The 20,553-nt window shown below is 67.0% G+C and carries 14 protein-coding genes; 3 read left to right on the forward strand and 11 right to left on the reverse strand.

Translation table 11 applies throughout. From position 1 onward, the window contains the following. Window positions 1-289: 289 nt before the first annotated feature. Window positions 290-2,539 (reverse strand): UDP-galactopyranose mutase, encoded by a 2,250-nt coding sequence (glf, locus tag ABDZ92_RS07395; RefSeq protein ID WP_125959722.1) that lies wholly within the window; start codon window positions 2,537-2,539, stop codon window positions 290-292. Here glf and ABDZ92_RS07400 point away from each other — a divergent pair. Then, window positions 2,520-5,012: a family 1 glycosylhydrolase gene (locus ABDZ92_RS07400; RefSeq protein WP_343762201.1), complete on the forward strand. Its 2,493-nt coding sequence runs from the start codon at window positions 2,520-2,522 to the stop codon at window positions 5,010-5,012. The two genes, glf and ABDZ92_RS07400, sit on opposite strands and share 20 nt — an antisense overlap. Before the next feature lie 51 nt (window positions 5,013-5,063). Here the strand turns inward: ABDZ92_RS07400 and ABDZ92_RS07405 are convergent, their stop codons facing one another. From ABDZ92_RS07405 to ABDZ92_RS07430, 6 genes are all read right to left on the reverse strand, one after another. Further along, entirely contained in the window at window positions 5,064-7,040 is a 1,977-nt protein-coding gene (locus ABDZ92_RS07405) for a glycoside hydrolase family 2 protein (RefSeq protein ID WP_125959560.1), read from the reverse strand. Between the two features lie 88 nt (window positions 7,041-7,128). Next, window positions 7,129-8,565, reverse strand: coding sequence for an efflux transporter outer membrane subunit (locus tag ABDZ92_RS07410; RefSeq protein WP_125959559.1), 1,437 nt, complete (start codon window positions 8,563-8,565; stop codon window positions 7,129-7,131). Window positions 8,566-8,573: 8 nt separating this feature from the next. Continuing rightward, window positions 8,574-9,509: an efflux RND transporter periplasmic adaptor subunit gene (locus ABDZ92_RS07415; RefSeq protein ID WP_125959558.1), complete on the reverse strand. Its 936-nt coding sequence runs from the start codon at window positions 9,507-9,509 to the stop codon at window positions 8,574-8,576. Between the two features lie 7 nt (window positions 9,510-9,516). Then, window positions 9,517-9,741 (reverse strand): DUF1656 domain-containing protein, encoded by a 225-nt coding sequence (locus ABDZ92_RS07420; RefSeq protein ID WP_125959557.1) that lies wholly within the window; start codon window positions 9,739-9,741, stop codon window positions 9,517-9,519. Then, window positions 9,738-11,795, reverse strand: a complete 2,058-nt coding sequence (locus ABDZ92_RS07425; protein ID WP_125959556.1) for an FUSC family protein — start codon at window positions 11,793-11,795, stop codon at window positions 9,738-9,740. The genes ABDZ92_RS07420 and ABDZ92_RS07425 overlap by 4 nt, the downstream gene beginning before the upstream one ends. After that, window positions 11,768-12,226, reverse strand: a complete 459-nt coding sequence (locus ABDZ92_RS07430) for a MarR family winged helix-turn-helix transcriptional regulator (protein WP_125959555.1) — start codon at window positions 12,224-12,226, stop codon at window positions 11,768-11,770. The genes ABDZ92_RS07425 and ABDZ92_RS07430 overlap by 28 nt, the downstream gene beginning before the upstream one ends. A 265-nt stretch (window positions 12,227-12,491) precedes the next feature. On the opposite strand from ABDZ92_RS07430, the gene ABDZ92_RS07435 reads away from it, so the two are divergent. Continuing rightward, complete coding sequence (locus ABDZ92_RS07435; RefSeq protein ID WP_343762210.1) at window positions 12,492-13,247, forward strand: endonuclease/exonuclease/phosphatase family protein; 756 nt, start codon at window positions 12,492-12,494, stop codon at window positions 13,245-13,247. Window positions 13,248-13,266: 19 nt separating this feature from the next. After that, on the forward strand, window positions 13,267-14,772 hold the full coding sequence (locus ABDZ92_RS07440) for an ABC1 kinase family protein (RefSeq protein ID WP_125959553.1): 1,506 nt from the start codon (window positions 13,267-13,269) through the stop codon (window positions 14,770-14,772). Here ABDZ92_RS07440 and ABDZ92_RS07445 read toward each other — a convergent pair. The 4 genes from ABDZ92_RS07445 to ABDZ92_RS07460 all read right to left on the reverse strand — a co-directional run bounded on the left by ABDZ92_RS07445 (window position 14,769) and on the right by ABDZ92_RS07460 (window position 20,256). Beyond that, window positions 14,769-16,019 (reverse strand): DUF763 domain-containing protein, encoded by a 1,251-nt coding sequence (locus ABDZ92_RS07445; protein ID WP_125959552.1) that lies wholly within the window; start codon window positions 16,017-16,019, stop codon window positions 14,769-14,771. The two genes, ABDZ92_RS07440 and ABDZ92_RS07445, sit on opposite strands and share 4 nt — an antisense overlap. Window positions 16,020-16,113: 94 nt before the next feature. Further along, the gene (locus ABDZ92_RS07450) at window positions 16,114-17,463 is read right to left on the reverse strand and encodes an FAD/NAD(P)-binding protein (RefSeq protein WP_125959551.1); all 1,350 of its coding nucleotides are present in this window, start codon (window positions 17,461-17,463) and stop codon (window positions 16,114-16,116) included. Between the two features lie 4 nt (window positions 17,464-17,467). Next, entirely contained in the window at window positions 17,468-17,713 is a 246-nt protein-coding gene (locus tag ABDZ92_RS07455; RefSeq protein WP_125959550.1) for a DUF6356 family protein, read from the reverse strand. 89 nt (window positions 17,714-17,802) lie between these two features. Further along, a complete protein-coding gene (locus ABDZ92_RS07460) occupies window positions 17,803-20,256 on the reverse strand; it encodes a TonB-dependent receptor plug domain-containing protein (RefSeq protein WP_125959549.1) in 2,454 nt (817 codons plus the stop codon). Between the last annotated feature and the right edge of the window lie 297 nt (window positions 20,257-20,553).

A 20,553-nucleotide genomic window follows, 5' to 3' on the forward strand; every position in this document is an offset into this window, starting at 1 on the left:
AGAACAAGCGACGACGGGCAACTCCAGTGTGCAAGGCCCCCTTTCCCCCGCTGCGTATCCATGTCGCACGATCCGGTCCCTCAGCCGTCTTGGCGGGAAGAGAGTTGTATGCACGTCATCCCCCGGAACGCACGACCGGATTTGGCCACCCTCGTCCTGTACCCCGCGGGACATGTCGGACGCCCGTGACATGGGCAGTTCCAAGTGAGGACCCGATCATCGGTGACGCACGAGCGCCGGCACACGTCCGAAGGCGAGCACGGTCATCCTGCAACCCGACCGGCCATGTTCAAGCCGCAGTACGTCCCAATGGAGCGACAACCGCATGCTCCGGTGGCTGCTGCACCTTCCGCGCCCCGGTGAGGCGCCGGTAGGTTGCCAGCGCCTGACCGACGACCTGGTCCATGTTGTAGTAGCGGTAGGTTGCCAGCCGCCCGACGAAGCTGACCGAGGGCTCCGCCAGGGCCAGTGCCTCGTACCGTTTGTAGAGCGCCTGGTTCTCCTCGCAGGGGATCGGGTAATACGGATCGCCCGTCGCGCTCGGATACTCGAAGGTGACGCTGGTGCGGTCTGCCTCCTGTCCCGTCAGGTGCTTGTATTCGGTCACCCGCGTGTAGGGTGTCGCCTCGTTCGGATAATTCACGACGGCAACCGGCTGGTGCCAGGGTTTGTCGAGCGTCTGGTGCTCGAACTGCAGGGACCGGTATGGAAGCCTGCCGTAGCGATAGCCGAAATACTCGTCCACGGGGCCGGTGAACACCAGATGGTCGTGCGGATAGGCGTCGCGGACCTCACGGTAATCGACGCCCAGCAGCAGGTCGATGTTTGGATGGTCCAGCATGCGCTCGAACATCCGGGTATAGCCTTCAAGCGGCATCGCCTGGAACTGGTCGGTGAAGTAGCGATCGTCGGTGCCGGTCCGGGTGGGCACCCGCGCGGTGACCGACTTGTCGAGCTCCGACGGGTCCCGTCCCCATTGCTTGCGCGTGTAGCCGCGGAAGAAAGTCTCGTAGAGCTCCCGTCCTACCTGCGAGACGACCACGTCCGCGGAAGTCCGGATCGGCACCACGGGCTCCGCGCGCTCGGCGAGGAACGCCGCGACCTCCTCGTCACTCTGCATGTCGAGGCCATAGAGCGCGTTCAGCGTCGTACGGTTGATCGGCATAGGCACCAGTTGCCCGTCGACGGACGCGAGCACCCGATGCTCGTAGGGACGCCATTCCGTGAACCGCGAAAGATAGTCGAAGATCTCTTGCGAGTTGGTGTGGAAGATGTGCGGCCCATATTGGTGGATCAGAATGCCGGCGTCGTCCTTGTGGTCGAAGGCGTTCCCTCCCACGTGTGGCCTGCGGTCCACCACCAAAACCCGCTTGCCACCATCGGCGGCGAGCCGCTCCGCCATGACGGCTCCCGCGAAGCCGGCACCCACCACCATCACGTCGTAACGATCCTGCGACGCGGGCCAGACCGTCGGAGACACCACGGGCTCGATCCGCCCCCGCGCCGCGATCTCTGCCGAGATCAACGCCGCCATCTCGAAGGCCGTGCTGTTCCAGGAAGTGCGGGCGAGGACCGCGTCGGCTTCCTCCAGCCACGCCCGGTCTCCCGCGCGCAACTGCATGGCCGCCTCGCACGCGGCGATGAACGCGTCGGGACTGTCGGCGATCTGCACTGCCGAAAGCGAGCCGTAATGGCGCACGACATCCGTGATCGGCGTGGACACCACCGGACAGCCGGCGGCCAGATACTCCGGCGTCTTCGTCGGGCTGATGAACCGCGTCGCCTCGTTGATCGCGAACGGCATCAGGGCCACGTCCCAGCCGGACATATGGTCCGGCAGCGCGGTGTACGGCTGGGAACCCAAATAGTGGATGTTCGGACGACGCGGCAGCTCGTGCTCGCCGATCTTCACCACGGGGCCGATCACCACCAGAGACCAATCGGGACGCGCGTCCGCAACGGCCTCCAGAAGCTCCAGATCCATTCGCTCGTCGATCACGCCGCTGAAGCCGAGCCGCGGACCCGCAATCGCCGCCTGCTCCGCCGGGATCGCGCCGCCTTTTCGCGCCCGAGCGAAGTGAGGAACGTCGATGCTGGAGGGAAATGCGTGGACGTTCGAGTGGCGGTCGCGCTTGGCCTCATACAGGCTGGTGCCACCGGTAAAGACGAGGTCGGCTGCTTCGAGCAGCAAGCGCTCGCGGTCGAGCAACTCAGGGGGAGCCCCCCGGAACGCGGACAGTTCGTCCATGCAGTCGTACACGACGCAGTCCGCCTGCACATGCTGCGAAAAGGGCAGCATCATGGGCGTGTAGTACCAGCGGATGATGCTGCCGCGGGTGCCGATCAGGGCAGCGTTCAGCAGCACCGCCAGCTCGGCGTCTTCGTCCCGGCCGCGCAGCGACTCGTCGAGTTCGGGCGTCAGCACCTCCACGCCGCTGCCCTCGCAGACGCTCCGACGGAGGCGCGCGGTCCCGATGCCGGCCACATACTCCGGCTCCTCCCAGAACAGCACATGATGCGTGGCGGCAAAGCGCGTCATCAAATGCTGCGGACGCTGGAAGACGAACGCCCATCGCAGATGGCTGAAGCAGATCAACGTCGGACGATCACTGGGCCCAGAGGAAAGTCCCGGAAGGCTGGTTTCCGACGGCACCTGCTTGTTCACGCGCGCCCCCTTCAGATGTTCTCTGGGTAACCTTACTGAAACCTGTGCGCGCAAGAAATGTTCCGCTAAGTCTTTGCCGACCAACATAGATCAACATGCTTGTGCGGAACGATGCGCGCTCGCAGCCGTTGCAGGCCCACAGATCGAGAGGTGTCGGATGCCGGACATCGAGCTCTGGGGTGGTGTCGAATGCACGGTAAACCGCACGCGCGACGGGTACCTCGACCAGTGCCGCCTGAGCGGCCACCACGATCGAATATCGGACCTGGACCGCTTTGCCGAACTCGGTCTCAAAGCGATACGCTACCCCGTGCTTTGGGAGCGGGTGGCACCTGACGGGCTTGCGACGGCCGACTGGAGCTGGCCTGACGAGCGGCTGGAACGGCTTCGAGAACTCGGCATCCGCCCCATTGTCGGACTGGTCCATCACGGCAGCGGCCCCAGCCACACCAACCTGCTCGACCCGGGGTTTGCGCCGGGATTGGCCGATTTTGCTGCCCAGGTTGCGCAACGCTACCCCTGGATCGAGGCCTGGACGCCGGTCAACGAGCCGCTGACCACCGCCCGCTTCTCTGCTCTCTACGGCCATTGGTACCCGCACAGCGCGGACGAGGGCTCCTTCTGGCTGGCATTGCTCAACCAGGTGGATGGCGTCCGATTGGCGATGCAGGCCGTGCGTCGGGTGACCCCGGCCGCGCAGCTGATCCAGACGGACGATCTCGGCCGCGCCTATGCGACCACGCGCCTGGCCGAACAGGCAGCGTTCGACAACCTTCGTCGGTGGGCCGGGTGGGATCTGCTGTTCGGCCGGGTCACGCGGCAGCACCCGCTGTGGGAGCGGATCGCCGCCTTCGGCCTCGGTGATCGGATGCGGGCGATCGCCGATGCCCCCTGCCCGCCCGATATCGTGGGCGTAAACCACTATCTCACGAGCGATCGGTTCCTGGACCATCGGCTGCAGCGCTATCCGCCCTCCACGCACGGCGGAAACGGACGGTTCGCCTACGCCGACACCGAAGCCATCCGAGTTCTCGACCCGCCCCCCGCCGGGCTGGGCGGCGTCGTGCGCGAGGCGTGGCAACGCTACCGAACGCCGATCGCGATCACTGAGGTGCACAATGGCTGCACCCGCGAGGAACAGTTGCGCTGGGCAGCCGAGGCCTGGGAGACGGCCTGCGCTGCGCAAGCATCGGGCGTTGACCTGCGCGCGGTCACCGCCTGGTCGCTGCTGGGGAGCCATGGCTGGGACACGCTGCTGACCGGATCCGGAAGCTACGAACCGGGGGTGTTCGACGTATCGAGTGGCACCCCGCGGCCCACGGCGCTGGCAGAGCTCTGGCGCGGCCTGCCGAAGCGCGCAGCCCGCCATCCGCTCGCGCAGGAACCCGGCTGGTGGCAGCGCCCCGACCGGTTGCTCTACTCCCCCATGCCGCACCCGGGAGCACGACGGCCACAGGACGCGAGCCCGTCTACGCCCCCGCTGCTGATACTCGGCGCCACGGGTACGCTCGGCCAAGCGATCGCGCGCGCCTGTACGATCCGGCACATCCCCCATGTTCTGTCGGATCGCACGAGGATTGATCTTGCTAGGCCGCACGGCTTCGGCCGCTCGATCGAGGCCATCGGCCCGTGGGCGGTGGTCAACGCGGCTGGCTGGGGCGACGTCGATGCTGCCGAAGCGGAAGAAGAGGCCTGCCGCCGGACCGATGCAGAAGGCGCGGTGGCACTTGCAGAAGCGTGCGCCGAGCGCGGGATCGCATATCTGGGCTTTTCCAGCGACATGGTGTTCGGCGCGGACGACGGCCGGCTTCATGTCGAGACAGACGCCGTGCAGCCCCTCAACGCCTATGGCCGCAGCAAGGCGGAGATGGAGGCGGGCTGCACCCGTCTGGACAACACGCTGATCGCCCGCACCGGCGCCTTCTTCTCGCCGACCGGCCGCTTCGACTTCGCGCATGCGGTGGTGGACAGCCTGGAAGCAGGTCGCCCGTTCCAGGCCACGTCCGACTACCTCGTCTCCCCCAGCTATGTACCCCAAGTGGCGGAAGCTGCACTCGACCTGCTGATCGATTGCGCAACCGGTGTGTGGCACCTCACGAACGGTGAGACCCTGAGCTGGGCCGAGTTCGCGCGGCGGATCGCGCATCGTGCAGGCTTCGACGCCGGCCTGATCGAGGAAATCCCGGGCCCCCTTCCCGACTGGCGCGCGCCACGACCGCGCGGTGCGCGCCTCGCCACGGAACGGGGCGCGCCGCTCGGTGGCCTCGATGCTGCCATCCTCCGTTTCTTGCGCGAAAGGGCGGCAGCGAAAACCACTCAACCGCGAGCACTGCGAGCCGCCACCTGAACCCGTCAGCCCGAGACGGCGCAACCTTCCGGTCGCGCCGCAGAGTTCCGTTCAGCGGCCCTGATGAGGATCCACGCCGACGCCCGTGAGCGGGACCGCGATCCGCGCGAGGTCCTCGGCGGGAGCCTTTGCTTCAGCCCGATCGTAGGTGAGGAGGCCGTTGATCTCGTCCTCCACGTCGGTCGTCTGGGTGTAGACGGCCGCGCTCAGTCCCTCCTCGCGCGCCTGGCGGATGATCTCGTCGAACTTGACGCGGTAGCGCTTGAGATAATCCTGGCCGTCGGCGGCCACCTGATATCCCCAGTTGCGCTTGCCGGCCCGCCAGATGTGGCCGCGCATCGGAAGGCCGATGCCGCCATATTCGCCGATGACGATGGCGCGGGTGCTGGAGCGCGGCGGGACGTTCGGCTTGTCCTCATAGGTGTGGATGTCGACCATGTCCGACGCGTCCGGCGCAACGTCGAGCCAGCCGCTGTCGGCGTTGACGACCCGGCTTGGGTCCATCCCCTTCACCAGCTTGGCGAGCGTTGATGAGTCATACTGCCCCCAACCCTCGTTGTTCACGACCCAGGTCACGATCGAGGGAAAGGACCGGAGATCCCCGATCATCGCGGCAAGTTCCTGCTGGAACTCCGTCATCGCGATCGAGGACAGCACCGCCTGGCTTTTGCTCGATCCGGTGACGAACTGGTCCTCGTCGCCGCCGGAGGGCATGTCCTGCCAGATCAGCATCCCGAGCCGATCCGCGTCGTAATAGTATCGCGCGGGCTCAACCTTGATGTGCTTGCGCAACATGTTGAACCCGGCCTTCTTCAGGAAGACAATGTCGCTCACCATGGCCTCTTCCGAAGGCGGGGTGAGCAGGCCGTCGGGCCACCAGCCCTGGTCCAGCGTCCCGTTCTGGAAGAGCGGCTTGTTGTTGAGCAGAATTGCGGGTTGCCCCTCTACCGCGCCTGGTCCAATCGAGACCTTGCGCATGGCGAAATATCCTTTCACCCGATCCACTGGCGTGCCGACCACCTGAGCCTGAGCGTAGGTCGCGCTCTCACGTTCCGTGAACCGTGCGTCATAGGCCGTACGCGTCCGCTCCTTCGCTCCTGCATAGGGGTCCTTGATCGTCACCAGCTCGGCGGAAAGATCGTAGAGGAACGGGTCGTCCGGTGACCAGAGATGCGCGTTCGGGATCGGCAGGCTACCGTGCCGGTTGGCGCGCACGATGGTGCTCGCAATGACCTGTCCGTCCTTGCTCGCGGTAAGGCGCACCGCATCGGTATCGTTGGCAGAACGGTTGAGCGCGACATCCACTTCCAAACGGCCGCGATCGATGTCCGGTGTGGCGCGCACGTCCGCGATGTGCAGTTCGGACACCGGCTCCAGCCATACGGTCTGCCAGATGCCGCTGACGGGCGTGTACCAGATGCCCTGCGGCGCCAGCGTCTGCTTGCCGCGCGGCTGCACGCCATCGGAAGTGGGATCGGCGACCTGGACCACCAGCTCGTTGTCTCCGCTCCGCAGGTGCGCGGTGATATCGAAGCTGAAGGTGGCGGAACCGCCCTTGTGCGCTCCCACATAGGCGCCATTCACCCAGACGGCCGCTTCATAGTCGACCGCGCCGAAGTTCAGAAGCACGTGCTGCCCGGCCCAATCGACAGGCACAGCGAAACTGCGCCGATACCAGATGCGGTCGTCCGGAAGAACGGGGCGCTGCACGCCCGAGAGCTTCGATTCCACCGCGAAAGGAACGAGGATCTTCCCCTGCATCTGCGCGGGCCGGGGTGTGCCCGCTTTCGCGATCGCATAGTCCCATTGGCCGTTGAGGTTGAGCCAACGGTCCCGCACCCGCTGCGGACGCGGATAGCTGCGCCACGCGTTCTCCGGCGTGACCTCCCGGCCCCACTTCGTCGTCAGCGCAGTCTTGTAGACGATCGCGTCCGGCGCGGCGGGAACCGTGCGCTGAGCCAACGCCGGAACGCCGCCGGCAAAGCTGAGCGTGCTCCCCAGCAACAAGGCCGTGCGGAAAAATGCCATCAGATCCTCCCTTTTTCTTTCCAGCCTAACGGCAAGGAACGAAGGAGGCGACCGTAATTATCTTATCTTTCGACCGGACCTTTCAGGCTCAAGCCTCTGCCGCAGCGGAGGTCTGCCATCCGCCTCCCAGCGCCAGGAACAAGCGGACCTGATCTGCGGCGATGCGGCTTTCCTGCGCCGCCAGCGCCTGTTCGGCGGAAATCAGAACCCGGTCCGCATCCAGTACCGGCAGGAATCCCTGGCGCCCGGCGCGAAATAGCGTCTGCGCATCCCGTGCCGCCTGCGCTGCATGAGACCGCGCCTCCTCCAGCTCGCGGCGGCGATCGAGATCGCGTGCATAGACCGTGAGCGCCGTCTCCACCTCGCGAAGGGCGGTGAGCACCACCCCGTCGAAGCGCGCGTACGCCGCATCCGCCTCGGCCTCGGCCATGCCGATGCGGGCGCGCACGCGCTTGCGGTTCGGAAACTCCCAGCTGATCAGCGGCCCCAGCCCGAACTTGAACGTGTCCGATGCCAGGAAGGACTCTGCGAGCCCCGCTGAGCCGACGGACGCGCCGAGACGGATCTTCGGATACAGGTCCGCGGTTGCGACCCCGATCCGGGCAGTTGCCGCGCGCAAGAGCAGTTCCGCCTGCCGGACGTCCGGTCTGCGCCGCAGCAGTGCGGCCCCGTCACCGATCGGGACGGGCCGATCCAGCTGTGGCTCCCGCCCGCAGCCCGCCACCCGCCGGTCGAACTCGGCAGGCGGCTTGCCGGTAAGGGTCGCAAGACGAAACAGCGCCGTCTGCTTCTGGGCGATCAGGGTCGGCAGATTGGCACGAACCTGCGCCTCCTGCGCGGTGGAGCGGGTCACGTCGAGCGTGCTGCCGCGTCCCCCACGAACCAGCCGCCGTGTCAGCTCGGTGCTGCGTCGCTGCAGATCGAGCGCTTGCTGCACGACGCCGATCTCATGCCCCGCAGCACAGGCCTCGACATAGGCGGCGGTGGTCTGGGCGACGACGGTCACGCGGGTCGCGTCATACGCCGCCTGCGTCGCTGCCACATCGGCATCCGCCGCCTCGATCGCGCGGCGGATCTGACCCGCCAGATCAAGCTGGTAGCTCGCCGATGCCTCCAGCGAATAGACCCAGAAGGACGGGAACGCCTCGCCCGGCATCAACTCTTCCTGTGCCGAGGGCATGGCGCGCGAGATGCTTGCGCCGAGCTCCGTCTGCGGCTCTCGCGCATCCTCGGTGATGGTGCGCTGCGCCTGGGCTCGCGCGATGTTGGCCGCTGCCACGCGCAAGTCGGTATTCGCGGCGATGGCCTCCGCCACGAGGCTGTCGAGCACCGGGTCGCGGTACAAACGCCACCAGTCCTGGGGAACGGCAGTCTCGGTGAAGGCAGGCTCGTTGCCGCTCAAGAACGGCGCCTTGGCAGAAGGGCGCTCGGCGATCGCCGCCTCCGGACGGTGGTAGTCGGGCCCGACCGGCGCGCAAGCGGCTGCCGCCACAGTGGCAAGCAGGGGAACGACTTTCCGCAGCATCGACGATCTCATGCCGTCTTCTCCGGGTTAGCGCGGGCTTCGAGCCCCCCTGCCACCGTACCGGGGCGCGGTGCAGAAGACGGCTCGCGATGGACGACGTTGACCGTCGCGGTGCGGCCGACGACCAGAGACAAGCCCGCCGGGACGCGGTCCAGCACGATCCGCACCGGGACACGCTGGGCAAGGCGCACCCAGTTGAAGGTCGGGTTGACGTTGGGGAGCATCTTTTCACCCGCGGTGCGATCGCGATCGTCCACGCCGCTGGCGATGCTCTGGACATGACCCTCGATCACCCGCTGCTCCCCCATCAGATGGACTTGCACCCGGTCTCCCGGCGCGATCCGAGGCAGCTTGGTTTCCTCGAAGTAGCCCACGGCATGGATCGACTTGCGATCGATGATCGCGAACTCGGCGCGGCCGGCAGTGGCATAGTCGCCGGGGCGAAGGTCGAAGTTGGTGATGGTGCCATCCACGCCCGACCGCACCTCCGTACGCGCGAGGTTGAGCCGCGCCGTCTCCAGCTGCACCTGCAGGCGGGCGAGTTCGGCCTGAAGCTGCTCGACCTTGGCGTCTCCCTGCTCGCGTTCCTCGGCCGGGACCAGGTCCCCTAGGGTACGGTTACGCCGCGCCTCGCGGCGGGCCTGCGCGATCAGGACCCGCTGCGCCGCGATCCCCGCCTGCGCCTGCTTGACCGCGAGTTGGTAGCGCGGCCGGTCGATGATGAACAATGGGGTGCCAGCGCGCACCTCCTGGTTATCGTGCACCAGCACTTCGGTCACCAGCCCCGACACGTCCGGCGCAACCTGCACCACGTCCGCACTGATGCGACCGTCGCGGGTCCAGGGATCCTCCTCATAATGCCGCCACAGGGATTCGGCGACGAAATAGCCGGCGAGGACGATGGCGAAGGTGATCAGGACGCGAATGATGATGACGGGTTTCATGACGGTCTCAGAAGGAAAGCGCGAAAGGAGTGCCGGTGGACAGGGCGGCCGCGACCAGCCCCCACAGGACGACTACCAGGGCGAAGTCGAACAAGCCCCGGTGGAAGACGAAGCGGTAGAACCCCACACGGGCGAGTGCCCATTCGATCGGGAGCGACACCGCATAGGCGACGATCGCCGCGATCAGCAGCGGGTGGACATAGATGCCGTTGATGTCGATCTGGCCGTTCATGCGGCAAGGGCCTCCGGTTGCCAGGCGCTGGCGTCGGGAAAGAGATTGCGGCGCAGGCCGACGAGTGCGTGCAGCGTCGGCTCACGGCCAGGGAAGTCCGCCGGCGTGTCCAGGGTCAGCGCCAATGCGACGTCGATCTCGTCGAGCAGCATCAACGGCGCACGTTCGCTCGCTCCGTTTCCGAGCCGGCGGAAGTGGCGTCCGAGGGTTGCGACAAGCCGCTCCAACGCGACCCGTGCGACGCCCGACGGGGTCGTTCGCGCCGCTTCGCGGACCTGAAGCACGCCCAGGCCGACGCGAAGATCGCGAAGGGCGTCGGTTCCAGCGAGCCTGAGGTCCGCGGCTGCGCGCGGGAGGCGGGGAAGGATAAGCCCCACCCGGTCCAGCATGCGACTGGTCCAGGCCGCCGGACTGCGGATCGAACGCCCCTCGGCCGCGTCGGCGAGATCGCGCCAGCCGGCCCGCAGGACCCGCAGCACCGCAGCCGCGGGATCCAGCACGCGCACCAGACGGGTCGCGAAGATCGCGGCCAGAACCCCCGCGCACAACGCGAAATTGCTGTTCACGAAGGTGGCGAAATCGGACGGACCATAGTTGTTGTTGAGCGCCAGCCCGCCCGCGATCCCTACCACCAGCGGCATCGTCGCACCGGCGAGTGCCGGGAAGGCGACTGCCACGCCGAGCGGCAGGAAAAGGGGCGCGAGTACCAGCGCCAGCAGCGGAAAGCCGCTGATCATCGGCAGGATGGCGAACAGGTACAAGCCGACGAGCGGAATGCCGGCCGCGGTGCCGTAGAGGAAACCACGCTGCGCGACGGTGGGATCGTCCATGGCCGCGAAGAAGCAGCACATGACGGCGGCGATCATCGTCGCAGTGGCGCCGTCCGGCCAACCGCTGAAGATCCAGAACGCGGCGCATCCCCCGGTCGCCAGCACTGCGGCAAAGGCCGAGCGTAGCGCGAGCCCATAGTCGAGGTGGAACTTGCGCGGGCGCGCCGCCCGGATCGTCTGCCGCAACGCTTGGGGCAGCTTCTCCTCAGGGAAGCGGATCGCGCGTGCGAGCGACCGGATGGTCCCGAGCAAGACAATCAGTTCCGCCAGCCGACCTGCAAGGTTCACCTGGAGAAGCGCATTCCAGTCGTGTCGGCTCGCCGCCTCCCGCGAAAGCGCTTCGGCCCGCTCGCGGAGCATGTCCGGATCTGCGGCAGCGGGATCCTCGATCCAGCTGCGGACGTCCTCGATCAGCCGATCGAGGTGCTCCGGTAGCGCCCCTGCCGCCCGCAGCGTGACGATGCGATCCTCGATCGCGGAGGCCATCGGCAGCAACAGCACCAATCGGTCCTGAAGCGCGGCCAACGTCCTGCGCTCCGGACGAATCCGCGCGGTGTCATAAGGCAGATGCGTGCCCAGCAGATGGAGCTCGGTCGTGTCGTTCGCGAGGCGGCGGCGCTCCATCTCCGTCTCTGGGGAGGAGGCGCCGGACAGGGCGTCCGCGGTCCAGCGCTCGGCATCCGCCAGAATGTCGCGCAGCCGATCGCGTACCGCATCGCCCACGCTCAGCGGGAAGATGATCGAGTGGAACAGCATCGCGCAGAACACGCCGAGCCCGATTTCCTGGGCGCGGAGCACCGCGGTGCCGAACACCAGCTCCGGGTGACCTGCGGAGGGGAACCCGACGAAGGCGGCCGTATAGCCGGCCAGCATGAAGAGGTAGGAGCGCGGGGTACGGTCCATCAGCGAGACGAACAGGCAGCCGCCGACCCACAGGGCCATCACGAGCGTCAGCAACACCGGCGCGTTCACGAATGCCGGCACCATGAGCACTGCGGCGCCCGCGCCGACCACGGTCCCGATGAGGCGGAACACGCCCTTGGAAACCGACGCGCCGGACAGGGGCTGGCTCGCGATATAAACGGTCACCATTGCCCAGAAGGGACGTTCCAGGCCGATCTCAAAGGAGAGGAACAACGCCAGCAAGGCGCCGGCAAAGGCGTTGGCCGAGAACACCAGATGACGCACGCCGATCGTCACGCGGCCGGCGTCCCATCTGCACATTCCTGGAGGACAACCGCCAGGCGGTCCATCACCCGCAACGCGGCGGCAACATCTTCGTCCGGGATGCCCGCGAAGACGCGCGCGCGCAACGTCGCCGAACGCTCTTCGACCTCCGCCGCAAGGCTCCGGCCGGCGTCGGTGAGGTGGAGGGTCTTGGCGCGGCCGTCCTCGGGATCGGGACGACGATCGAGGAGACCCGCCTGCAGCAGCTGCTGGATCAGCGGCACCAGCGATGCCCCTTCCAGCCCCAGCTCTTCTGCCAGCGTGCCTTGGCGAAGCCCGTCTCCCATCCGGCCGATCAGCATCACGGCAAGCGCCGTGGTGTGGGACAGCTCGAGCGAGGAGAGCCCCTTGTCGATGTAGCGCCGATAGGCGCGCGCGAGCGGCATCAGGCGGTGCGTGAACCCGCGTTGCAGCTGTTGATCCGGCATGGCGACGCCAGATAGTTAGGAAGCTAACTAAATGGAACCCCACTCAGCAACATTTTGTTGCAAACCATGGCCAGGTCTCCACAGGGGACGCCCCCGGAGGCGCATCGCACAAGGTCGTCATGGCATTGACGCGATCCCCGCCCATCGGGAAATGACCAGCAAGAAGAATTGGGGAGAATGAATGATGTCGATCCTGCGCCGGAGCATAGGGCTGTTCCTCGTCGCCACAGTGGCAGCCTGCGCGCCGGCCTCTTCACTGCGGGTGATGACCTTCAACGTCCGCCTTTCCTACGATGAGGGTCCGACCCGGTGGGACGTGCGGCGCCCCGTGATGGTAGCGACGATCCGCGACACCCAGCCGGATGTGATCGGCACGCAGGAACTGCACCAGCGGCAGGGCGACGATCTGCTCCGCGCGCTGCCGCAATATCGCTGGTTCGGCCGCGACCGACGGGGCGGTCACGCGGATGAGCACATGGGCATCCTGTATCGCACCGACCGGCTCCGGCTGGTGACCGAGGGCGATTTCTGGCTGTCGGACACGCCCGAGCAGCCTGGCAGCATGAGCTGGGGTACCGATCTGCCGCGCATGGCGACCTGGGGCGTGTTCGAGACTCTCGGCCGCAACCCGCGCCGCTTCGTCTTCGTCGACACCCATCTGCCGCACCGGGATCAGGACGCGAAGGCTCGCGAGCAGGGCGGCGCCCTGATCCTGTCGCGCCTGCCGGCGATTGCCAAGGACCTGCCGCTCGTCGTCGCTGGCGACTTCAACGCCGAACCGGACAGCGGAGTCTACGCTGAATTCTCCAAGGCACTCACCGACGCCTGGACGGCGGCTCCGCGAAAGCAGGGTCCCGAACTCACCTTCCACGATTTCACGGGCGTCGGCAAAAAGCGCATCGATTATCTGTTCGTCCGCGGCTTCCAGATCAAGGAGGCGACGGTCGACACGCACCACGAGGGCACGACCTACGCCTCGGATCACTTCCCCGTGATGGCGACGGTAGCCTTCGAGAAATAGGGGTAAGGAAGAGCCCCGCATGATCAAGACCCTGATGGTAGCCGCCCGCGATCGCGGGCGGCTTGCAGAAATCCTGCAGATCGCCTCGCGCTTCGGCCTCGGGGTCTTGCTTGCCCGACTGGGGCTGGAGCGGAACGACGGCGAAGTCGACAACCCGCAGACCCTTCCGCGCCGCACGCGACTGGCGCTGGAGGCCTTGGGACCGACGTTCGTGAAGCTGGGCCAGATCCTGGCCACGCGCGGCGACCTGCTGCCCCCGGAATGGATCGCGGAACTGGAGCAACTGCACAGCGGCGCTCCTACCCTACCCTTCGGCGCCCTCCGTCCCGCGGTGGAAGAAGCGCTGGGCCAATCACCCGAGTCCGCATTCGGGAGCTTCGATCCGGAACCCCTGGCCGCCGCCTCCATGGCACAGGTCCACCGCGCGACCCTGAAAGACGGCACGCCCGTCGTTCTCAAGATCCGGCGACCGGACATCCGGCCGCGCATGGAAGCCGACCTGCGGCTGATCGCCCAACTGGCCTCGGTGGCGGAAGCCGCGAGCGCCGAGGCTAGGCGCTTCGCGCCCGCCGCGATGACGCGCCAACTCGCCGAAGCCGTGCTGGAGGAACTCGACTTCACCGGGGAAGGTCGCAACGCCGACCGGCTTCGCGCCGACTTCGCAGGCGATCCGCGCGTGGTGGTGCCGGAGATCCACTGGGCCTGGACCTCCGAAGCGCTGCTGGTGATGGATTACATCGCGGGAACCCCGCCCCGAGACGGCGAGCGTCTTCGTGCGGCGGGTATCGATCCGTCGGAAATCGCGTCGCTTGGCGCCGACATCGTGCTCGACATGGTGTTGGTGAACGGGCGCTTCCATGCAGATCCGCACCCAGGCAACCTGCTGTGCCTACCCGGCAACCGTATCGCCTTGCTCGACCTCGGCATGATCGGTCATGTCTCTCCGCGACGCCGCGAGGAGTTCATCGCCTTCACCCAATCGCTGAACGCCGGTGATCCGGCTGCTCTGGCCGACGTCCTCGCGACCTGGTCCGCCGGAAGCGCCGTGCCGCGCGACCGCGTCCAGGCCGCAGCGGAGCGGTTGATCGTGCGCCATGGTGGCGGCCGTGTCGTCCTGAGCGCCATGGTTGCGGACTTCCTGCCATTGATGCGCGACGAGGGCATGACGATGCCCCCCGACCTGCTGTTGATCTTCAAGGCGCTGGCGACGATCGACGGGGTGCTCACGGCGATCCAGCCCGACTTCGACCTGTCTTCGGCGATGCAGCGTTCGTCGCTGCGGATCGCACAGGCCCGGCTCTCGCCCGATCATTGGCTGCCGACGCTTCAGGCGCTCGCGTGGGAACTCAGCAAGATCGGAAGCGACGCGCCGCGGCTGCTCCGCGCCGCAATCCGGCGTCTCGAAAGCGAACCTGCCCAGCCACCACCGGATGCCGGAGCAGCGATCATCACCGGATCGCGCTGGATCGGCGGTGCGATCGTCGCGGGCGCAATGCTGATCGGTGGCGCGATCCTGCTGGCCTAGCCGGCGATCTTCTCACTCGCCGGGGGCGGTTCGAACCCGAAGACGCTGCGCCCCCCATATCCGTGGCTTGAACGGCGTTCCTGCGCGATTAGTGCTTTCACCGAGGGACCGGTGGCATCCCGCTCCAGCCGTCGCGCCTGCGCGTCCAGCCGGCGGATCGCCGCGAGTTCCTCCGTCTCGCCGAGTTTCGCCTTGATCACTGCCCGCTTCATGACCGCGATGCTCTGGTCGTAGACGCGGGTGGGCACCGGAAAGGGGTGACGGTCCTTGCCGCCATGCGCGAGCGAGAAGCGCGCGGGATCGGTGAACCGGCAAGGGGAGCCGTGCACCACCTCCGCTACCATCGCGAGCGCCTGCACCGTCCGCGCGCCGACCCGCGGCGACAGCAGCAGGTCGGCGAAATCGACCGGCGCGCGATCCGCCGCGGCGGCGAGGTTGCCGTGGAGGCGACGCGCCACGATGTTCTCGGGCCGCACGTCGTGATGATCTGGCATCACCAGGTGCGGCAGCAGGCCCTGTGCCGGCGCAGCTGGCTCAACGGGCTGCATTCGAGCAAACTCCCGCACGATCCCGTCCGGACCGAGTGTCGCCAGCACCTCCAGTTGGCGCTCCCGGGAGGGCGCCGCGCGACGGTCGGCCAGATTGACGATCATTCCCTGCCCGCGGCCCTCGATGGCGGCGTGGGGAGCATCGACGAAGCTGGTGATCCCCTCCGACAGCCAATGATAGCGGCGCGCCTGCCTGCGATCCCCGTTCATCCCCTGCTGCACGACCACCCAGCGCCCCTCATCCGTGACGATGAAGCCGTGGAGATAGAGGTCGAACCCGTCCTGCACCGCGGCACTGTCGACCTTCGCGACAAGCCGGCTGGCCTTGCCAAGCGCCGCGCCATCCAGGCCCACTCGGTCACCCACTGCCGCGAGTTCCGACGGCGTCGCCCGCGAATGACGCCCTCGACCGCCGCACACGTGGATACCGAGTTCGCCCGAGAGCGGTGCCAGCCCCCTCTTGAGCGCTCCGAGGACACTCGTGGTGATGCCGGAGGAATGCCAGTCCATCCCCATCACTGCACCGAACGACTGGAACCAGAAAGGGTGCGCCAGCCGCCGGAGCAACTCGTCGCGGCCATATTCGTGGACGATCGCCTCGACGATGACCGCGCCAAGCTTCGTCATCCGCTGGCCGAGCCAAGCCGGCACCCTGCCGCCGTGCAGCGGCAGATCGGCGCTTCCGGCACGGCGCGTCACCGGCAGATACTCGTAAGAGGCGAGACGTGAGCGAGCATGGACATCGCCGTAGCACGTCAAGAACGAACACGGAACAGCTCGCCTCCCGCGGGTACTACAGGCCCTCCCCGCCGACCCAATGTGCGTTCGACAGCCGCCGCGCCACGTCCCAGGTCTGGCGGCGAATATCCGGCACGGCGACGATCTCCCAGAAAGCGCCGCGTGTCATGGGGCCGAGTGCGAACAGCCGTTCGCTTGCCGAGCCGTCCGTCCGCACCACCTGGCCGCTGACCGTGACGTCGAGACCTAGATGCTCCGGGTCCGGACGCACTGCGCCGCGATCGACCAGCCTGTGCAGCAGCGGCTCACTGGTGCGCAGCAGGTCACCTTGGGGTCCGGTGCAGTTGATGATCCGGTGGACATGCAGCCGCTGTTCCGCCTCGTCGCCACGCGGCCGATAGCGGACGGTAACGCCGTCGCCGACCTCCTCGAACCCGAGCGTCTTCCCGGCAACCACGTTCAACCGCCCGCTCGCCTGCAGATCGGCAAGCCGGTTGGCGACCGCTGGAGCAAGCCGGTGGCGGTGCACGTCCCACCACGGGCGCAGGTGCCGCAGGAACCGTGCGCGGTCCGCCTCGGTCGCCTGTGCCCACAGCGCCTGCGTGTAGGGGCGTAGCTCATCGACGGCGTTCCGCCAGCCCACCTCCTGGGCACGCGCGCGTACGCGCTGCACCAGCTTCGCCCCAGACTCCGAAGGCTTCTCCACGATCTTGTCCCACGCGGCGGGAGCTTCGTGCCGCCGGGGCAGCAGCCCTCGCCGGGACAGTGCAACAATGCGGCCCCTGAAACCGCGCGCGTCGAGCATCAGCACGACGTCAACCATGGTCAGGCCGGTACCAATGACCAGGACGGTATCCTCGCCGGAAAGCCCCTCCCCGACCCCAGGGTCCCAGGGATCGCCCTTGTAGCGCTCCGTTGAAAGCGCAGCCGGATCCAGACCGGGCGGCGAATGGGGCGGAAGGTTGCCCACCGCAAGCACCGCTGCATCGGCAACGATCTCGGGACCATTCGCCAGCTGCACGCGAACGTCTCCGTTCTCGACGACGTCGAGCGCGTCGCCCTGAACAATGCGCAGCCGATCGCCGGCGCGTGCCTGCGCCTCGTCGAGCAGCTCGCGCAGGTACGTGCCATAGGTCACCCGCGGCACGAACGCAGCGGGCGCATCCGGTACCCCGCGCTTCTCCAGCCAGCGCACGAAATGGTCCGGCTCGTCGGGAAAGGCGCTCATGTTCGAAGCGCGGACGTTGAGGACATGGCTCGGATGCGCAGCGCCATAGGCCAGCCCAAGGCCGGGACGCGGCGCACGCTCGATCAGGGTCGCGCGGGGCCCCCCGTGGCGCAGCAGGTTGATCGCCTGCAGCGTGCCTGAAAAACCCGCGCCGACGATCGCGACATGACGGATCACGCGCTCAGATCTCGTAGACCAGCGCGGATCCCTCGGCCACCGCCGCGGCGTTGCGGCGGGTCATCTCAGCGTGCAGCTGCCGCACCGTGTTGCTTCCGGTGCGGGTGAACCATGCGGGAACCACGGCATGCACGAGGCACGCCGCGCCCCCTTTCAGCATCGCGAAGCCGAAATGCGCCGCCGTGCGCGCATGTTCGGCATAGCTTTCCCCGACGCTACGGGGATGATCCGTGAACAGCTGCACGATCATGAACTACTCCCACTTCGTTGATGGGAGAAGCGCATAGGGCGGCTGTACGGTTCCGCCAAGCCGGGCGTACAGCCCGGCCTGGCAGGGGTTCACCAGTTGAAACCGGCGCGCGCGTAGAGATAGCGGCCGTTGAACCCGAACGGCGAGTAGTAGGGGAAGCCCAGCACGCCGGTGCTGTTGTTCGCCGGGATGATGCGATCCGGATAGACGTCGAACAGGTTGTTCACGCCCAGGGCAAACTGCGCACCCTTTGTCGCCTGATACCGCAGCTCCAGGTCCGTGATCGCGTGCCGCCCGGTGTGGACATCTGCCGCTTCCGTGGTCCCCGGCTGCGTCACGTCGCCGTAGTAGGTGACGCGAGCAAGCGCGCCGAGCTGATCGAGCGACCAGTCGATCGTACCGGTCACCTTTTCCCGCGGCGTGCCCTCTTCCAGCGACAGGATGCGGGTGCGGGCAAACAGCGTCGGTGCCGGGTTCAGCGTCGACGTGGTGGTCGGTACGCGCGTGACCTTGATGTCGTTGATGTTGCCCGCGAGTGTGAAGTCGAAACTGCCGGCGGTCGCAGTCCGCAGGCGATAATGCGCGACGGCATCAATGCCCTTCGTGGTCGAGGCCAGACCGTTGATGAAGAAGCGGGCAGCCTGCACGCCGCTCGGCAGCAACTCGGCAACTGCCGGGTTGTAGCTGGGCGTCCCGGGCGTCCCGGCGCTCAGGTTCTCGGACAGGCCGATCTGGTCGCGAATATGGATGCGGTAGGCGTCCACCGTCAGGTCGAAACCGCCGGCGCGAACCACGAAGCCGGCCGAGAGGTTGGTCGACTTCTCGGCATCGAGCGGCAGTCCGCCCAGCGCCCGGGCAACCGGGTCCACCGACGGATAGGTTCCGGTCTGCACCGGCACGCCGTTCTGCACCACCTGTGCGATCTGCGTGAAATACTGCTGCTGCAGCGACGGTGCGCGGAAGCCTGTCGAAGCGGTGCCGCGCAGCGCGAGCCAGTCCGCCAGGTCATAGCGCGCCGACAGCTTGCCGTTCACGGTCGAGCCGAAGTCCGAATACTTCTCTGCACGCCCGGCGATGCCAAGCAGCAGCTTGTCGGTCACCTGCGCTTCCACATCGGCATAGATGCTGCCGTTGCGGCGGCTGCGCTCGATCTCGTTCCGAGGCGAGAAGCCGCCGAAGCCCTGCGCTCCCGGGGCAGCACCGCCCGCATAGTCCGGCGTAGGATAACCGTAGGAGGCAAGCTCGCCCGCCTCGATCTTATAGCCCTCGCGGCGCCCCTCGATGCCGAAGGCGACGTTGAGCGACTGAAAGACGTCGAAGCTGCGCGCGACATCCAAGCCGGCGACCCACTGATCGTAGACCAGTGCGCCATCGTAAAAGTCGGTCGGCGTCTCGGCACCGTAGGAGAAGTTGGCCGAGTTGCGCGTGCGGAACTCGATCTTGTTGCGCCCGTAGCTGACGTTCAGGTCCAGGTTCCAGCCGCCAACGTCACCCTTCACGCCGACCGCGGAGTTCAGGTCGCGCGACTTGCTGTTGATCAGCGGAAGAAAGCCGTCGGGATAGATGGAGGCGGCGTTGCTGTACCCGGACGTGACGCCCGGCAGTCGCGGAAAGGCCGCGCTCTCGGATTCTCGGTTTTGATAGCCGGCCCAGCCGTAGAGCTGGAAAGTCTCGCCGAGTGAGGTCCCTGCATTGGCGAAGATGGAATATTGATCCACCTCGGGATCCCCGTAGCGGCCGGTGATGCGGCTCGGCGTCACGCGCGGATCATAGTCGGCGCGGTTGGTCGGCTCGCGCTTGGTATATTCGCCCGACAGGGTGAGGAAGCCGTCGCTGCCGAAGCCGATGCCCTGCCACAGCGAAGCCGTCACGGTCGGCTCGCCATTGGTGTGGCGGCTGCCTCGGGCGGTGTCGATCTGGGTGTTGTAGAAGCCGTAGGTCACCGACGCGCCGCCACCTTCGCGGGCCTCTCGCAGGCGCAGGTTGACGACGCCCGCGATCGCATCGGAGCCATATTGTGCCGATGCGCCGTCGCGCAGCACTTCGATGCGATCCAGCGCCGTGACCGGGATGGTGTTGAGATCCACGGCCGCTGAGCCGCGGCCCACAGTGCCGTTGGTGTTCAGGAGCGCGGACGTATGGCCGCGCACGCCGTTGATCAGCACCAGGGTCTGGTCGGGCGAGAGCCCGCGCAGCGTCGCCGGGCGGATGGCGTCGGTTCCGTCGTTCGCCGCGGGACGCGGGAAGTCGATCGAAGGCGCAACTGCGGCAAGCGCCGCACCGAGCTCGGTCGTTCCCTGGCGCTGCAGGCTGGCGGCGCTCAGCACGTCCACGGGCGACGCGCTGTCGAGCCGCGTGCGGCCCTCCGCACGGGTACCGGTGACGATGATCTCGTTTCCTTCGTCCGCGGGCGACGAGGCGCCCGCAACCGGTGCGTTTTCCGCCTCCTCGCCCGGCGCGGCGGCTTGCTGCGCGCTCGCCGGCGTGGACGCGAGCGCAAGAAGGGAAACGGTGAGCAGACCTGCTGCGCGAAGACGAGCCATGGGAACCCCTTTGTTGATCACCGCGCACACAGGCTGGCGGCACGATGCGGAGGCGCCTCTCGTGGAGGAGAAAGCACCCGCCGAGCGCCTCTCCGTCTGGCGACACTCGGTATGGTTTTTCCTAGACTCATCTGGCCGCGAGGTGGCGCGATACCTGCTTTCGAACCCGCAAGCTTTTCTTTGAATTCCCAGGGCATGGAGAGGAATTCAGATGCAGACCGCAATCCCAGTTATTTGACAATATGATTTATTTAAACGACCCTCCTCCTGTCGGGCCTATTGAAGCCGAACACGGCC

Origin of the sequence: Sphingomonas molluscorum, assembly GCF_039522995.1 — a bacterium.
Classification (GTDB): Bacteria; Pseudomonadota; Alphaproteobacteria; order Sphingomonadales; family Sphingomonadaceae; genus Sphingomonas; species Sphingomonas molluscorum.

Coding starts and splice junctions, on each gene's coding strand:
- ABDZ92_RS07410 (WP_125959559.1), bottom strand. CDS start 8,565: ATGCTGCGGAAAGTCGTTCCCCTGCTTGCCACTGTGGCGGCAGCCGCT.
- ABDZ92_RS07405 (WP_125959560.1), bottom strand. CDS start 7,040: ATGGCATTTTTCCGCACGGCCTTGTTGCTGGGGAGCACGCTCAGCTTT.
- ABDZ92_RS07430 (WP_125959555.1), bottom strand. CDS start 12,226: ATGCCGGATCAACAGCTGCAACGCGGGTTCACGCACCGCCTGATGCCG.
- ABDZ92_RS07455 (WP_125959550.1), bottom strand. CDS start 17,713: ATGATCGTGCAGCTGTTCACGGATCATCCCCGTAGCGTCGGGGAAAGC.
- ABDZ92_RS07415 (WP_125959558.1), bottom strand. CDS start 9,509: ATGAAACCCGTCATCATCATTCGCGTCCTGATCACCTTCGCCATCGTC.
- ABDZ92_RS07425 (WP_125959556.1), bottom strand. CDS start 11,795: ATGTGCAGATGGGACGCCGGCCGCGTGACGATCGGCGTGCGTCATCTG.
- ABDZ92_RS07440 (WP_125959553.1), top strand. CDS start 13,267: ATGATCAAGACCCTGATGGTAGCCGCCCGCGATCGCGGGCGGCTTGCA.
- ABDZ92_RS07420 (WP_125959557.1), bottom strand. CDS start 9,741: ATGAACGGCCAGATCGACATCAACGGCATCTATGTCCACCCGCTGCTG.
- glf (WP_125959722.1), bottom strand. CDS start 2,539: ATGACGCGCTTTGCCGCCACGCATCATGTGCTGTTCTGGGAGGAGCCG.
- ABDZ92_RS07435 (WP_343762210.1), top strand. CDS start 12,492: ATGACCTTCAACGTCCGCCTTTCCTACGATGAGGGTCCGACCCGGTGG.
- ABDZ92_RS07460 (WP_125959549.1), bottom strand. CDS start 20,256: ATGGCTCGTCTTCGCGCAGCAGGTCTGCTCACCGTTTCCCTTCTTGCG.